We start from the raw sequence: 14,140 nt of genomic DNA, 5'->3' as shown, positions 1-14,140 counted from the left end.
CGTAAGCCTCAGCGGCTTGTGGACAATTTTCCCCAGAGGTCGTACTCGCCAGCCTCGTCGACTTCGACCGTTACAATGTCTCCGGGAGATAACGCCTCAAACCCTTCGTCAATAAACAGGTTGCCGTCTATCTCAGGCGCGTCCGCCTTGGTCCGGCATGTCGCGGCCTCATCATCGACGTCGTCAACGATGACCTCCAGTGTTCTACCAACCTTCGCCGCCAGTTTTGCCTCGGAAATGGCTTGCGCCTTTTCCATGAAGCGGTTCCACCGGTCCTGCTTGATCTCGGTGGGGACGTGATTGGGTAAGTCGTTCGATCTGGCCCCATCCACGTTTTCATATTGAAAACACCCGACGCGATCTAACTTTGCCTCGTCCATCCAATCCAGCAGCGTCTGAAACTCGGCCTCAGTTTCGCCGGGGTAGCCAACAATAAAGGTCGATCGGAGTGTGATGTCCGGGCAAACCGACCGCCAGGCCGAAATTTCGTCCAGTGTTTTGGCCGCAGCCGCCGGGCGGGCCATGCGTTTCAGAACGTCTGGATGTGCGTGCTGGAAGGGGATGTCCAGATACGGCAGCACGTTGCAGCCCGCATCCGCCATCAGAGGTATTAGATCGCGTACATGCGGGTAGGGATAGACGTAATGCAAGCGTACCCAGGCATCAAACCGTCCCAGTTCGCGCGCGAGATCAATGATGTGGCTGCGGACTTCCCTGTCTTTCCAGGGGTTCGAATCGTATTTGCGATCCAATCCATAGGCCGAGGTGTCCTGAGAAATCACCAGCAGCTCTCGCACGCCGTTGTCGACAAGTTTTTCGGCCTCGCGCAGCACCGCATGTGCTGGGCGGCTGGCCAGTTTCCCGCGCATATCGGGGATGATGCAGAACTTGCACTTGTGATTGCAGCCCTCTGAAATCTTCAAATAGCTGTAGTGTCGTGGCGTCAGTTTGACACCCGAGGCGGGCAGCAAGTCCACAAACGGATTTGGATCCGGGGGCACGGCAGAATGGACCGCATCCAGAACCTGCTCGTATTGATGCGGGCCTGTGACCGCCAGAATACGCGGGTGATGTTCGCGTATGTAGTCAGGGTCGGCCCCAAGGCACCCCGTCACGATAACCTTGCCGTTTTCAACCAACGCCTCGCCGATGGCGTCCAGGGATTCCGCCTTTGCGCTGTCCAGAAAGCCGCATGTATTCACGATCACGGCATCAGCCCCTGCATAATCGGGCGAAATACCGTACCCTTCCGCGCGAAGGCGCGTCAGAATGCGTTCGCTGTCGACCAGGGCCTTGGGACAGCCAAGCGACACCATGCCCAGCGTCGGCTGGCCGGTGCGCGGAGCATCAGAGATCCGGGCGGCGGGCGCCAGGTCGGGGCGGAGGTTCGGCGGGTTCATACTCATGGCGCGGCATATAGTGGGGAACGCTTCCCCTTGCAAATGTTGTGCGCGCAGGGCTGACTTGCATCAGAGCAGATAAAGAGCAGATAAGCCGAAAAGGCAGGTGGCGGAAAATGAAGTGGCTGATACGTATCCTATTCATTCTGGTAGCGGTCTTCGGGCTGATGGTAGGGGCGCTACTTCTGATGCCAGGCGACAAGCTGGGCGCTATTCTGGCCGAGCAGGTCAAGGCGCAGACTGGCCGTGACCTGACGCTGTCCGGTGACGTCAGCCTGTCATTCTGGCCGGTTCTGGGTATGGAAACCGGTCCAGTCACATTCGGTAACGCGCAATGGGCCGGACCCGACCCAATGCTGAGCGCGAACAGCCTTGCAGTCGGCGTCGATGCCTCGGCCTTGCTGGCTGGCGATCTAAAGATCAGGCGCGTCGTTGCAGACAAACCGGTTCTACGTCTTGAACTGAGCGACGGGCGCGGGAATTGGGAACTGAGCGCGCCAGCCACTCAGGCGCAGCCTTCGAACAGTGGCAGTGTTCCAGAGTCCTCTGGAACGGTCACTCTGGATCGGCTGGAACTTACTGATGCGCGCCTGATCTATGTCGAAAACGGCCAGACAAGACTGGATTTCGCGAATGTCGATCTGGCAGCGCGCTGGCCAGACGTTTCTGCCCCGATGGAGATGGAGGCGAGCATGCCCGTGCAGGGCGGCTCTGTTCGGGTAGATCTGAAAATACCTGATCTGCCGGCATTTTCGAGTGGAGCAGCAACTCCGCTGGAACTGAGCATGATGGCGCCGGGCGGCACATTCGGCTTTTCCGGGCGCGTCAATCTGGCTGGGGAAATGGATGGCAAGACAACGGTCAAAGCCACGAACACCCATAAGATGCTGGCGGCTTTTGGTCAGAGCGGGGTTTCCGTACCCACGGGATTGGGGCGGGTGGCGGACTTGACGGCCCAGATGACCTATACCAGCGATGGCCGGATTTCATTGCGGAGCATGACCGCAGCGCTGGACAACAACAGGCTGACCGGAGAGGCGGATATCGTGATCTCCGACCCGCCACAGATCACGGCACGGCTGAACGCCGGTGATCTGGACCTCACACAGTCTCTTGGAGACAGTGCCGGAGGTACAGGGTCCGGAGGTTCAGCCGCGTCGCAAGGATGGTCCAATACGCCGATCGACGCATCCGCTCTGGCATTGGCCAACGGGACAATCAGGCTGCAGGCCAATTCAATTGCCGCTCCGGATCTGACACTGGGCCCGAGCGATCTGACGCTGATCCTCGACCGGTCCCGCGCAGTTTTGAAGATGCATCCGGCAACGCTGTTTTCCGGGCAACTGAACGGGCAGGTTGTTGCAAATAACCGGAACGGCCTGTCGGTTGGCGGCAGCCTTAAGGCTGATGGCATCGACATCCAGCAGGCGCTGAGTGCCTTGGGTGGTATCGAGCGTCTGTCGGGGACCGGTTCGGGCGCACTGGAGTTTCTGGCGGTCGGGCAGACCGAGGATCAGATCATGAATTCGCTTAGCGGCAAGGGCAATATCAACGTCGGCAAAGGCGTCATCGCGGGGATAGATCTTGATCGCTTGATGGGGCGGGGTAAGGGGTCGGGCGGCACAACCGTGTTCAACAGCCTGACAGCAAGCTTCACGATGGATGGCGGCAACCTGACCAATAACGACCTGCTGATGCAGCTGGACAATTTCCGCGCGGACGGAGCAGGGCGGGTCGGGCTGGGTGCGCGCGATATCGACTATCTGTTCACTCCTGTCGCTCTGCGCGCCAATGCCGGGCAGGGGATTTCCGTTCCTGTGCGTATTCAGGGCCCATGGAGCAACCCTTCGATCAAGCCTGACCTCACCAAGGTTATCGAAGCTGCCGCTGAAGGTAAGATCAAGGGGTTGGAGGATGACGCCAAACAAAAGGTCTTGGACAAAGTTGGGAACGAACTGGACACCACCATAACCGACAGCGAACAGATCGAAGACGCGATCAAGAACAAGCTTGAAGATGAAGCCAGGAAAGGACTGTTGAAACTGCTGGGCGGCGATTGACCGGGGCGGCAACTATTCGGCGCCGCCCCTTGGTCCGAGTTCAGATGGTTTGATCGTATTCACCGACACCGGGTTCGGTGCGGATAACGGCGTCGATCTCACCGAAAATCGCGCGCATTTCGTCTTCGCTTTCGCTGCTTTCACAGACTACGACCAGGTTCGGCGTATTTGACGAGGCCCGCACAAGACCCCAGCTGCCATTGTCCAGGATAACGCGCGCTCCGTTAACCGTCACGACCTCCTTGATCGCGCGACCGGCAAAACTGTCACCCGCATCGGCCTTGGCGACCAGCTTGCCCACAAGTCGTTGCAGAATGTCGTACTTCTCGGTGTCGGCTGCGTAGGGGGACATGGTCGGGGTCGACCACGTCTTGGGCAGCGCCTTGCGCAGATCGGACATGCTGCGGTCCGGGTTGCGGTCCATCAACTTGCAGATCTCAACCGCCACCCGCATGCCGCAGTCGTAGCCGCGCCCGATCGGTTCGGCCAGAAAGTAATGCCCAGACTTCTCGAACCCGGCCAGCGCGTTGATTTCCTTGACCCGGCGCTTCATGTGGCTGTGGCCGGTTTTCCAGTAATCTGCTTTCACGCCAAGGGTCTGCAGTTCGGGGTCACTGGCGAACAAGCCGGTTGATTTCACATCCGCAACAAAGGTTGATCCGGGATGCAGCTTGGCCAGATCGCGGGCCATGATGACACCGACCTTGTCGGCAAAGATCTCTTCGCCCTCGTCATCGACTACGCCGCAGCGATCGCCGTCCCCGTCGAACCCCAGCGCCAGATCGGCGCCGCTGGACTTCACGGTGTCTGCCATGTCATGCAGCATTTCCATCGCTTCGGGGTTCGGGTTGTAGTTGGGGAATGTGTAATCCAGTTCATTGTGGCTGGGTACGACCTCGACGCCCATACGTTCGAAAATTTCGGGCGCAAAGGCGGATGCCGTGCCATTACCGGTGGCACAAACGACCTTGAGCGGACGGGACATTTTGAAGTCACCCACCAAATCGTTGATATAGGCTTCCTTGACACCTTCCACGAACTCGTAAGAACCGCCCTCGCGGGCGACACCCTGACCGTTCAGGACGATGTCGCGCAATTCTGCCATCTCATCGGGGCCGTGGGTCAGAGGGCGGTCAAAGCCCATCTTGACCCCGGTCCAGCCGTTTGGGTTGTGGCTGGCGGTCACCATTGCCACGGCGGGCACGTCCAGATGGAACTGAGCGAAGTAAGCCATCGGGCTAAGCGCCGGACCTATGTCCTTGACCTGAATACCGGCCTGCATCAACCCAACGACCAAGGCGTTCTTGATCGACAGCGAATAGTCGCGGTAGTCGTTTCCGACCGCGATAACAGGAGCGATGCCGCGCTTATGCATCTGAGTTCCCAGACCCAGACCAAGGGCCGTCATGCCCGGCAGGTTGATCTCGTCCGGGTATTTCCACCGCGCGTCATATTCGCGAAAGCCCGTAGGCTTGATCATCGGGTCGCGCAGAAAGCTCCAGGTGTTTGGAGTCACCTCGGGAAGGGGTTTGATCATAACAAGTCTCAATCGTTAAATCTGAATAGGATTTGCTTTGGCCAGCGCATCAAAGCGCATCAATGTGTCGACAAGTTTGGGCATCTGATCAAGGTAGATCATGTTCGGGCCATCACAGGGCGCATTATCCGGGTCCTGATGAGTTTCCATGAATACTGCGGCAGAGCCGACAGCAACTGCTGCGCGCGCCATGACCGGAGCAAATTCGCGTTGGCCGCCCGAAGATCCGCCTTGTCCGCCGGGTTGCTGCACCGAATGAGTGGCATCCATCACCACCGGGTACCCAGTTTGCGCCATTTGCGGCAGCGACCGCATGTCGGCAACCAGAGTGTTGTAGCCAAACGATGTTCCGCGTTCTGTCAACAGAATATTGTGATTTCCGGTGCTTTCGATTTTGGAGACGATGTTGGGCATCTCCCAAGGGGCAAGGAACTGACCTTTTTTAACGTTGATCACGGCGCCGGTTTTCCCAGCCGCTAACAGCATGTCGGTCTGGCGGCACAGGAACGCGGGGATTTGCAGGACGTCCACGGCTTCGGCCGCAATGGCGCATTGCGCTTCGGTATGGACATCGGTCAGCACCGGGATGCCCATCGTTTTGCGGATATCGTCCAGCACCTTCAGGCCGGCATCAATCCCCATGCCGCGTGCGCCGGACAAGGACGTACGGTTTGCTTTGTCATAGGAGGCTTTGAAAACGTACTGCGCGCCAGTGGCCTCGCATACCTCTTTCATGGTGCCGGCAATCATCTGGGCGTGATCGGCTGTCTCAAGCTGGCAAGGGCCGGCGATGATGGTCAGCGGAAGGTCGTTGCCAACGGTCAGGTCGGCGATTTTTACATGTTTCATGAGTCTTACGAGGATACCTGTTCACGAAGGACCGACGCGGTAAGCGAGATCATGAGGTAGATACCAGCAAACAACAGGAAAGCCAAAATCGTATTTTCGAACTTGCGCGGATAGCTGGGTTCCTGACTGGGCACGGGGTTTACCGACACCGTGAGATAGCGCACCTTGCGGTTGGCCTCGGTCCGTGTGGTTTCCATGTGCTGCATAGCGGTTTGAAGCATCAGGTCACGCGCGGCCAGATCCGCCTGCGCCATCTGGATTCGTACACTTAACCGCGCCAGCGAGTTTTCGCCGGCGGAGGCGTCCAGCATCTCGGCGTTCAACTCTTCCAGAACCGCCTCAAGCCGCGCGATGTCGCGGCTGACGCCGTCAACTTTGGCTTGGTTCGGGCGAAGGTTGTCCAGAAGGGCTGCCAGTTCCAGTTTCTTGTCCTGCAATTCGAATTCGAACTGGTCAATGCGGGCGCGCAGGCTGGCAATGACGTTCTGCGGGTCCAGAACCGCACCCTGCAATTGTAGCTCAATCAGGTCTTCCTGTGCCTGCCTGCGTGCTTCCTGCGCGCTTTCGAAACTTTCCAACGCGTCGCGCATCTGATCTTCGCGCTTTTTCTCGGAAAGGGCATTCACCCGGTCCTCAGCATAGGAAATCAGGTTTTCAGAGAACAAAGTCGCCGTTGCCGCATCCGGTGCGGCCACTTCCATTCGGATCACGCCTTCGGTCGGATCATAGCCGATTGTTACCATTTTTTTGTACAGCTTGTACGCGTCTTCAAGGGTCGCATCTGGCGCGAGCCGTTGAACCGGGTCGATCCATTCCTGTTTGAATGCATCCGAGAATCCGGCGTCGCGATCCAGCGACAGCAGCGCCTCTTTCGATTCAAGGAAAGATTGGACCGAAATGGAATCCTGCGTCGTCGCAAACTGAGTCCCGGCCAACAGGCCGCCGATCGAGCCCGGGCCTCCATCCGCCTGAAGGATCAGGAATTCGGAATCGCTGGCATACATCGGGGTTGCCACTCGATAGAAATAGTAACCCACGATCAGCGTTGGCAGAATCACGAACGCCGCCAGCCTTGCAAAGAGGCCGAAAAGCTTGCGCCGCCGCCGTCGGGCGATGTCTTTCTGGATCTGCCCGATTTCGTAATCCCGGCGCTGCGCCGGGCTGAGTTCAGGACCAGGCAGATTTTCAGGCTTTTTCACAACGGTTTGCGGCAGTTGCACTTTTATCGTGTCCTGCGCCTCGGGCGAAGGCTGGTCATTGGCCGCAAGATTCAAAAGGTTCATGCGCTGAAACGGGTCGATCCCATTCTCGCGCAGCAGGCGCACCGCGTCATAATCCGACGTCGCGGCCAATCCGTTTTTTTGGGCCAACCGCCGTGCCACCCGCAGTTGCCGACCGGTCAGCCCCTCGCGCTTGATCTCGTCCAGATTGGTGGACGGTTTCGTATTCTCATCCGCCTCTTGTGCCTGTCCCTGAGTGGCGCGCCGAATCCGTGAAATGGCGTCGGAACGGGCGTCCGCGGTTCCCTTGCCCTGCGGTTTGGGATCCGGATTGTATTTCTTAGCCTTGGGTTTGGTAGTCATATAACTGTTTTGCCTCTTCCAAGGTTTCAAACATATAAAGCTGCCCGTCCACAAGAACGGCGGCCTGTTCGGCGAACTTTTCCAGGACCGAGGGGTTGTGGGAAACAATCACCAAGGTTGTCGTTCGCAGCCTCTCGCGCAGGATGTCGCCAGCCTTTTTGTTGAAGTCCACATCCGTCGTCGCCGGCATCCCTTCGTCAATAAGGTACATGTCGAAGTCCAGCGCCAGCATCAGCGCAAAGGTGAACCGGGCCCGCATGCCGGATGAATAGGTGCCCAACGGTTGGTTGAAATATTCCCCGAGATTGCACAGCCAATTGCAATACGCCTCGACGTAGTCCGGATCCATACCATAGATTTTCGCGATGTATCGGGCGTTTTCCAGTGCTGACAGCCGTTTGGACACCCCACCGGTGAACCCCATGGGGAAAGAAACCCGGCAGTCGCGACGGATTACGCCTTCGTCGGGCTTTTCCAGCCCGGCCATCATATTGATGAGCGTGGTTTTTCCGGTCCCGTTCGGCGCGAGGATACCGATGGATTTGCCCAGTTCGACCCGAAACGACACCTGATCCAGGATCACCTTGCGGCGAGTCCCGGTCCAAAAGGATTTGCTGACGTTTTCGAATTCCAGCATCTGGAGCCTGCTCAGTCCTTCGGCGTGCGTCGGTTTAAATGCATGAGTACTACCGATCCATGTTGGCCACATTATGTCGAATTATGAAACAAATGATCAATGCGTTCAGAGAGGTTATCACGCAATGTGTGATGTTGGAGGCATCAGTCGGGTATTGGACGCTGCACTGTACTTGCATATCTATGCCGGGCCTCTTTGAAGAAAAAGCAGGAATTGATGACCTCACTGTCCCGGGAAATCGAAAATTGCCGACTATGTGCGGGGCGGTTTGCGGAAACCGCAACTGCGCATCAGCCGCGCCCGGTTGTTTGGTTCCGTTCCGGCGCCCGTATCCTGATCGCAGGTCAGGCACCCGGTGCTCGGGTGCACGAGTCGGGCCGTCCTTTTACCGATCCATCGGGGGATCGACTGCGCGAGTGGCTCGGGCTGGACGAGGCGGCGTTCTATGATCGATCAAAGGTCTCAATCGTGCCAATGGCGTTTTGTTTTCCCGGCTACGATGATCGCAATGCGGATCTGCCGCCCCCTCCACTCTGCCGCCGCACTTGGCATGGCCGGGTGATGGCGGAACTGGGTGAGGTGCCGCTGACCGTTCTGGTTGGCGGGCATGCGCATAAGTACCACCTTGGCACAAAATCATCGGTGACCGAAACGGTGCGGAACTGGCGGGACCATGCGCCGCGGGTCTTTGCCTTGCCTCATCCGTCCTGGCGCAATACGGCTTGGTTGAAGAAAAACCCGTGGTTCGAGACCGAATTGGTGCCGGATCTGCGTGCCCGGGTGCAAGAGGTGCTGAATGACTGACGCCACGGCTCTGGACACCGCGCATTCTGTGATGGAGGCCGCCCCGCAGGATGACGCGGCGCGGCTACGGTTTTTCGAGCGCCTGGCCGACAGTGAACTGTTCCTGATGCTGGCTGAAGAAGCGCAGGACGAAAACATCTCGCCGGAACTCTTCGATGTGGCCGATGGCCGTTTCGTGCTGGTCTTTGATCTGGAGGAGCGGTTGGCACAGTTCGCTGGTCGTCCGGTTCCCTACGTGGCGCTATCCGGGCGGGTCTTGTCATCAATGCTGGCCGGGCAGGGGGTCGGGCTGGGGCTGAATCTGGATGTTGCACCGTCCTCGATGCTAATTCCGGCCGAAGCGCTGGGGTGGTTGTCGGACACTTTGCAACATGGTCCAGAAGAAGTTCGGCAACGTCTGGCAGAATTTCTGCCGCCAACTGGTCTGCCTGACACGCTGCTGTCGGCGCTGGACACGAAGCTCGCGACCGCTGCCGGTCTGGCTGCAACTGCATTTCTTGTCGGAACGAAATCTGATGGCAGTGGTCGGGGTCACTTGCTTGGATTCGTAGCTGCGATTGACGCCGCAAAACCGGCGCTGGCGCGGGCTGTGTCCGAGGCCCTGACTTTTTCCGGGATCGACGCTGGCGCATTGGATGTCGGGTTTTTCGAGGCGGATGATCCGACGACGACGGCCTTGGCCAAAGTCGGCTTGCGGTTCGACCTTCCGCAACCGCAGGCGTCGAACGCAGAAAGGGCCGCACCGGGAAGCGATCCGGAACGGCCCCCGATTCTTCGGTAGTCTAAGAGTTAGTCCGCCGGTTCCAGTTTGTCTTGTGTGCGCGTCTCAAAATCGCTCGCGTCATGACGCTCATGCAGTTGCATGTGAGGCTCGCCGAATGACCGGTTGACCATGCGCCCGCGCCGAACCGCCGGGCGCGCATCAACTTCCTTGGCCCAACGCACCACGTTTTTGTAGGATTCCACATCCAGGAATTCAGCTGCATCATAGAGACGACCCAGGACCAACTGACCGTACCAAGGCCAGATTGCCATGTCTGCGATGGAGTATTCATCGCTTGCGATATAGGTTTTCTCCGCCAGTTCACGATCCAGAACGTCCAGTTGGCGTTTGGCCTCCATCGCGAAACGATCGATCGGATATTGCCACTTTTCAGGCGCATAAGCGTAGAAGTGACCAAATCCGCCGCCCAAATAGGGCGCGCTGCCCATCTGCCAGAAAACCCAGTTCATCACCTCCGTCCGCTCGGGGCCGACTTTGGGCAGGAACGCTCCGAACTTCTCGGCCAGATGAAACAGGATCGAAGCGCTTTCGAATACGCGCACCGGCTCCTCGCCTGACCGGTCCCACAGGGCGGGGATCTTGGAGTTGGGGTTGGCACCTACAAATCCTGAACTGAACTGCTCGCCTTCGCCAATATCGATCAGCCAGGCGTTGTACTCGGCTTCCTTGTGCCCAAGTGCCAGCAGTTCTTCCAGCATGACCGTCACTTTTACCCCGTTCGGTGTCGCAAGCGAGTACAGCTGTAAAGGATGCTGTCCGACAGGCAGCTCCTTTTCATGAGTGGCGCCAGCAATGGGCCGGTTGATATTGGCAAAACGCCCGCCGCTTTCGCTGTCCCAGGTCCAGACCTTCGGAGGGGTATAGGTGGATAGTTCGCTCATCTCGTGCCTTTCGTTTCACTGCCGGGCCGCGCGGCAGCTGCATCCACAGCTAATATTGCAAAAGGCAAAGTCCAACCCCGGTCGGGAAACTGTTTTTGTAACAATACCCGGCCGCGGCCTCACGTTTCTTGGTAGTCGGTCACACCGCCGCGAGCGGGACTACGAAGTCATCCAGAATCACTTATTGTCATGCCAGTTCCGCCACGATGGCGCATCAGAAATTGTTGAGACAAAAAAAGGATCGACCACATGAAACGATTTGCCATGACTTTTGCGGCAGCGATGGCGTTTGCCATCCCCGCCTTTGCCGGAGATCAGTATGTCGACGGCACCGGCTTTGCCGTTTCGGGCTATGATGTCGTAGCGTATCGCAGCCTCGACCAAGCTCCTGTCGGTCAGGCACAGCCCGAGGCAGTCCGCGGTCGCTCGGAAATCACAGCGGAATACAACGGCTCGACGTGGGCGTTTGCGACTGAAGAAAATCGCGACAAATTTCTGGAAAACCCGGCATACTATGCGCCGCAATATGACGGCCATTGCGCCTATGGTGTGTCGCGCGGCGGCAAGGTTCCGGCCAACCCCAACCTGTGGCGGATCGTCGATGACAAGCTTTATCTGAACATCACAGATGTAGTGGTCGGTTTCTGGGAAGAGGATGTACCGGGCAATATCAACTTGGCCGAAGGAAACTGGCCCGGGATCGAGGCTGATGCCGCATCGACCAGCGTTATCCCGAAATTCACTTCCGAAGGTCCGGTCACCAACTGATACAGGCAAGAAAAAAGCCCGGCTGATTTCAGCCGGGCTTTATGTGCAGATGGGCACAACCCCCCTTTAACTGGCAAGCCAGTAGTCATCTCTCATCTGCTGGTTCGCATCGAATTTGATCTTTACGCTGCGAGCACCGGGAAATTTTCGAACGCGGATTGTATCCGGAACCACAACTTCGCCTTTCCCCGAATTTTTGGATTGGAAGGTCAGAATTTCCGCCTCGGCCTTGCGCGTGCCTGCCAAAACCGAAGTTGGCAAGGCCACCCGGTTCGGACCTTCACAGACTGGTGTCTTTACAAAATAAGTCAGGTCACGACCGAAACAGCCAATCGCATCCGGGATGTGATCAGCCGCAGGATCAGAAGTTAGGTCGGATGAATCTTCTGGTACTCCACCGGTGTCTGGCGCATGCGACAGAACCCGGTCAGGGCATAAGAGTTCGCGGCACGTCTTAAGAACATCGGCCGACAACTCAACCACGCGCTTGCGCAGTTTCGGGCGGCGTGGCTTCGTTGGTCCCGCGCGATTGTTGCCGGCCAGCCCCTCTTTCCGGAGGAAATCATAAGCCGATTTGGCGCGCGCAAAATCAGCGCAATCACCACCGGTGTGATCGGGGTGGGCGTGAAAGGCCACGTCTCGCCAGGCATCGCGAATTTCATCGGCACTGGCATTTTGGTCTAGACCCAGCTCTTTCAACGCTTCGGCCCGAGCCTTTATCTTACTTACTGGCTCCATACTCACAGAACTCGTTAACAACTACACTCACACCACTTTGTGAATGGCTGCATTTTTGTCAAATTTATCGGGGTATTAGCGTGAATTGGGTCAACAGTTTGGTCGAGCATTTCGAAATTGTTGCCCGAAACTGTCGACCTGATTTCATCTGAATCAAATGCGAAAAATGGCGATTGGGCCAACATTCATTGGCCCAATCACAGACTTCAGTACGCGAAATCAAGCCACGTTCTGCAGTTCCGCGCGCGGAGTGATTCCCAAGGCGAAACACACGTCTCGGGTAAGCTCGGGGCGATTGAGCGTGTAGAAATGCAGTTTGTCGACGCCGCCTTCAATCAGGTCCGAACAAAGTTCGGTACACAGCGCCGTGGCCAGCAGATCCTCGCGATCATCGCGCACAGCTTTTTCAAAGGCCTGATCGATCCAGGGCGGAATACGGGTACCACAACGCTCTGCAAATTTGCGGGCGCCTTTCCAGTTTTCGATCGGCAGGATGCCCGGAACGATGGGTTTGTCGATCCCGGCCTTGGCACAGGCATCGCGGAACCGAAAAAACGTCTCGGCCTCGAAGAAGAACTGTGTCAGTGCCTCGTCCGCGCCGGCATCCAGTTTTGCCTTCAACCAGTCAACATCGGTACGCGCGTTTTGCGCCTCGGGGTGAATATCGGGGTAAGCGCCAACCCGGATGCTGAACATTTCGGTTTCGGCCAATGCAGAAATCAACTCGACAGAATTCGCAAATCCATCCGGATGTGGCACAAACCGATCCTGACCCGAAGGCGGATCACCACGCAGGGCGACAATATCCTGAACTCCGGCGCGCGCGAATGTGTCGGCGATTTCCAGCGTTTCCTGACGCGAGGCGTCGACGCAGGTAAGATGTGCCGCGACAGGCAATCCCGAGGATTTGTGAAGTGTGGCAACGGCGTCTCGCGTCAATTCACGCGTCGTGCCCCCAGCACCGTAGGTTACGGAAACAAACCGGGGCTCTAACGGAGCAAGCGTTTGAACGGTGTCCCAAAGGCGGAATGACGCCTCCAGCGACTTGGGCGGGAAGAACTCGAAGGAAATTTCGGGCGTAGTCATCGGAGCCTCATCAACAGCAGAACTATCCCCTTGTGACATCCAATGCATTGTGAGACAAACTCATATTATTCAAGAACAACATGAGTTGCGTGAGATATGCATATCGAATTCCGCCACCTTCGCACAATCAAGGCCATACACGAATGCGGCGGGTTGGCCCGTGCGGCGGATCAACTAAACATAACGCAATCGGCATTAAGTCATCAGATCAAAGGGTTGGAAGATCAGGCCGGTGTCGAACTGTTCCTGCGTCGTTCGAAACCGATGAAATTATCCGCTGCCGGGTTGCGCTTGCTGCGATTGGCCGAACAGATTCTGCCTCAGGTCGAGGCGATGCAGGATGAGTTTTCGTCACTCCGAGATGGCCGCACAGGGCGGATGCATATCGCGATCGAATGTCACGCCTGCTTTGAGTGGTTGTTTCCAGTGTTGGAGGCATTCCGCAAATCCTGGCCCGACGTGGATGTGGACATTCGACCCGGCCTCGCGTTCGACGCTTTGCCTGCGTTGCAAAAAGAAGAAGTTGATCTGGTCGTGTCATCGGACCCGGAAGATCTGCCTGGTGTCGAGTTTGTCGAACTCTTCGATTACAACGCGGTGTTTGTGGCTGCATCTTCTCATCCCCTTGCGAAAAAAGCCTACATCGAAGCCGAGGATTTTCGCGGTCAGACATTGATCACCTATCCGGTGGAGCGCACCCGACTGGATGTATTCAGCCAGCTTCTGATCCCCGCGCGCGTTGAACCCGCGACGATCCGTCAGGTCGAGTTGACCGCTGTGATCCTGCTGCTTGTCGCCTCGAACAGAGGGGTTTCGGTGCTGCCGGACTGGGTTGTGCGTGAAGTCAAATACAACTCGGACTATGTCACGCGCCCGCTCACGAAAGAAGGGATCACACGCAGGCTCTACGCCGCTGTTCGGTCCGAAGACCTGGAAAAACCCTTTGTGCAGGAACTGGTGAAACTGGCCCGGACCGAGGCGCGAAAGCTGCAGGCGCAATAAGCGCAAAACGC

At 57.5% G+C, this 14,140-nt stretch carries 13 protein-coding genes; 5 read left to right on the top strand and 8 right to left on the bottom strand.

The genetic code is table 11. The features are described 5' to 3' along the window. Positions 1 to 8 precede the first annotated feature (8 nt). Positions 9 to 1,406, bottom strand: coding sequence for a 30S ribosomal protein S12 methylthiotransferase RimO (gene rimO, locus AC2TDJ_RS16925; RefSeq protein ID WP_480843848.1), 1,398 nt, complete (start codon positions 1,404 to 1,406; stop codon positions 9 to 11). A gap of 110 nt (positions 1,407 to 1,516) precedes the next feature. Between rimO and AC2TDJ_RS16920 the strand changes: the two genes are divergently transcribed. Further along, entirely contained in the window at positions 1,517 to 3,460 is a 1,944-nt protein-coding gene (locus AC2TDJ_RS16920; protein ID WP_480843847.1) for an AsmA family protein, read from the top strand. Positions 3,461 to 3,500: 40 nt separating this feature from the next. On the opposite strand, the gene AC2TDJ_RS16915 is transcribed toward AC2TDJ_RS16920, so the two are convergent. From AC2TDJ_RS16915 to AC2TDJ_RS16900, 4 genes are read right to left on the bottom strand one after another with little or no spacing between them, the layout of a single operon-like run. Then, on the bottom strand, positions 3,501 to 4,997 hold the full coding sequence (locus AC2TDJ_RS16915) for a phosphomannomutase/phosphoglucomutase (RefSeq protein WP_480843846.1): 1,497 nt from the start codon (positions 4,995 to 4,997) through the stop codon (positions 3,501 to 3,503). Positions 4,998 to 5,012: 15 nt separating this feature from the next. Then, positions 5,013 to 5,846 carry a 3-deoxy-8-phosphooctulonate synthase gene (gene kdsA, locus AC2TDJ_RS16910; RefSeq protein WP_480843845.1) on the bottom strand — a complete coding sequence of 278 codons (834 nt, stop codon included), beginning with the start codon at positions 5,844 to 5,846 and terminating at the stop codon, positions 5,013 to 5,015. Between the two features lie 5 nt (positions 5,847 to 5,851). Continuing rightward, a complete protein-coding gene (locus AC2TDJ_RS16905) occupies positions 5,852 to 7,429 on the bottom strand; it encodes a KpsE/RkpR family capsule polysaccharide export protein (RefSeq protein ID WP_480843844.1) in 1,578 nt (525 codons plus the stop codon). Continuing rightward, positions 7,407 to 8,066 carry an ABC transporter ATP-binding protein gene (locus tag AC2TDJ_RS16900; protein WP_480843843.1) on the bottom strand — a complete coding sequence of 220 codons (660 nt, stop codon included), beginning with the start codon at positions 8,064 to 8,066 and terminating at the stop codon, positions 7,407 to 7,409. The genes AC2TDJ_RS16905 and AC2TDJ_RS16900 overlap by 23 nt, the downstream gene beginning before the upstream one ends. Before the next feature lie 216 nt (positions 8,067 to 8,282). Between AC2TDJ_RS16900 and AC2TDJ_RS16895 the strand changes: the two genes are divergently transcribed. After that, on the top strand, positions 8,283 to 8,870 hold the full coding sequence (locus AC2TDJ_RS16895) for a uracil-DNA glycosylase family protein (RefSeq protein ID WP_480843842.1): 588 nt from the start codon (positions 8,283 to 8,285) through the stop codon (positions 8,868 to 8,870). Next, a complete protein-coding gene (locus tag AC2TDJ_RS16890; RefSeq protein ID WP_480843841.1) occupies positions 8,863 to 9,651 on the top strand; it encodes an SseB family protein in 789 nt (262 codons plus the stop codon). The genes AC2TDJ_RS16895 and AC2TDJ_RS16890 overlap by 8 nt, the downstream gene beginning before the upstream one ends. Before the next feature lie 8 nt (positions 9,652 to 9,659). Here AC2TDJ_RS16890 and yghU read toward each other — a convergent pair whose 3' ends face one another. Beyond that, a complete protein-coding gene (gene yghU, locus AC2TDJ_RS16885) occupies positions 9,660 to 10,535 on the bottom strand; it encodes a glutathione-dependent disulfide-bond oxidoreductase (RefSeq protein ID WP_480843840.1) in 876 nt (291 codons plus the stop codon). Positions 10,536 to 10,784: 249 nt separating this feature from the next. On the opposite strand from yghU, the gene AC2TDJ_RS16880 reads away from it, so the two are divergent. Then, positions 10,785 to 11,303, top strand: coding sequence for a YHS domain-containing (seleno)protein (locus AC2TDJ_RS16880; RefSeq protein ID WP_480843839.1), 519 nt, complete (start codon positions 10,785 to 10,787; stop codon positions 11,301 to 11,303). A 66-nt stretch (positions 11,304 to 11,369) separates the two neighbouring features. Here AC2TDJ_RS16880 and AC2TDJ_RS16875 read toward each other — a convergent pair whose 3' ends face one another. Continuing rightward, positions 11,370 to 12,041 carry a DnaJ domain-containing protein gene (locus AC2TDJ_RS16875; protein WP_480843838.1) on the bottom strand — a complete coding sequence of 224 codons (672 nt, stop codon included), beginning with the start codon at positions 12,039 to 12,041 and terminating at the stop codon, positions 11,370 to 11,372. 219 nt (positions 12,042 to 12,260) lie between these two features. Continuing rightward, a complete protein-coding gene (metF, locus tag AC2TDJ_RS16870; RefSeq protein ID WP_480843837.1) occupies positions 12,261 to 13,127 on the bottom strand; it encodes a methylenetetrahydrofolate reductase [NAD(P)H] in 867 nt (288 codons plus the stop codon). A 96-nt stretch (positions 13,128 to 13,223) separates the two neighbouring features. Here metF and AC2TDJ_RS16865 point away from each other — a divergent pair, with 96 nt between their 5' ends. Continuing rightward, positions 13,224 to 14,129: a LysR family transcriptional regulator gene (locus tag AC2TDJ_RS16865; protein WP_480843836.1), complete on the top strand. Its 906-nt coding sequence runs from the start codon at positions 13,224 to 13,226 to the stop codon at positions 14,127 to 14,129. Positions 14,130 to 14,140: the final 11 nt, after the last annotated feature.

The sequence above is a fragment of the Ruegeria sp. HKCCD6647-2 genome (genome assembly GCF_057221075.1).
This window is presented reverse-complemented; position numbering and strand designations above follow the sequence as displayed.

What these genes read in the sequence shown, in the direction of transcription:
- rimO (WP_480843848.1), bottom strand. Translation starts at nt 1,406, where the DNA reads ATGAGTATGAACCCGCCGAACCTCCGCCCCGACCTGGCGCCCGCCGCC.
- AC2TDJ_RS16920 (WP_480843847.1), top strand. Translation starts at nt 1,517, where the DNA reads ATGAAGTGGCTGATACGTATCCTATTCATTCTGGTAGCGGTCTTCGGG.
- AC2TDJ_RS16915 (WP_480843846.1), bottom strand. Translation starts at nt 4,997, where the DNA reads ATGATCAAACCCCTTCCCGAGGTGACTCCAAACACCTGGAGCTTTCTG.
- kdsA (WP_480843845.1), bottom strand. Translation starts at nt 5,846, where the DNA reads ATGAAACATGTAAAAATCGCCGACCTGACCGTTGGCAACGACCTTCCG.
- AC2TDJ_RS16905 (WP_480843844.1), bottom strand. Translation starts at nt 7,429, where the DNA reads ATGACTACCAAACCCAAGGCTAAGAAATACAATCCGGATCCCAAACCG.
- AC2TDJ_RS16900 (WP_480843843.1), bottom strand. Translation starts at nt 8,066, where the DNA reads ATGCTGGAATTCGAAAACGTCAGCAAATCCTTTTGGACCGGGACTCGC.
- AC2TDJ_RS16895 (WP_480843842.1), top strand. Translation starts at nt 8,283, where the DNA reads ATGACCTCACTGTCCCGGGAAATCGAAAATTGCCGACTATGTGCGGGG.
- AC2TDJ_RS16890 (WP_480843841.1), top strand. Translation starts at nt 8,863, where the DNA reads ATGACTGACGCCACGGCTCTGGACACCGCGCATTCTGTGATGGAGGCC.
- yghU (WP_480843840.1), bottom strand. Translation starts at nt 10,535, where the DNA reads ATGAGCGAACTATCCACCTATACCCCTCCGAAGGTCTGGACCTGGGAC.
- AC2TDJ_RS16880 (WP_480843839.1), top strand. Translation starts at nt 10,785, where the DNA reads ATGAAACGATTTGCCATGACTTTTGCGGCAGCGATGGCGTTTGCCATC.
- AC2TDJ_RS16875 (WP_480843838.1), bottom strand. Translation starts at nt 12,041, where the DNA reads ATGGAGCCAGTAAGTAAGATAAAGGCTCGGGCCGAAGCGTTGAAAGAG.
- metF (WP_480843837.1), bottom strand. Translation starts at nt 13,127, where the DNA reads ATGACTACGCCCGAAATTTCCTTCGAGTTCTTCCCGCCCAAGTCGCTG.
- AC2TDJ_RS16865 (WP_480843836.1), top strand. Translation starts at nt 13,224, where the DNA reads ATGCATATCGAATTCCGCCACCTTCGCACAATCAAGGCCATACACGAA.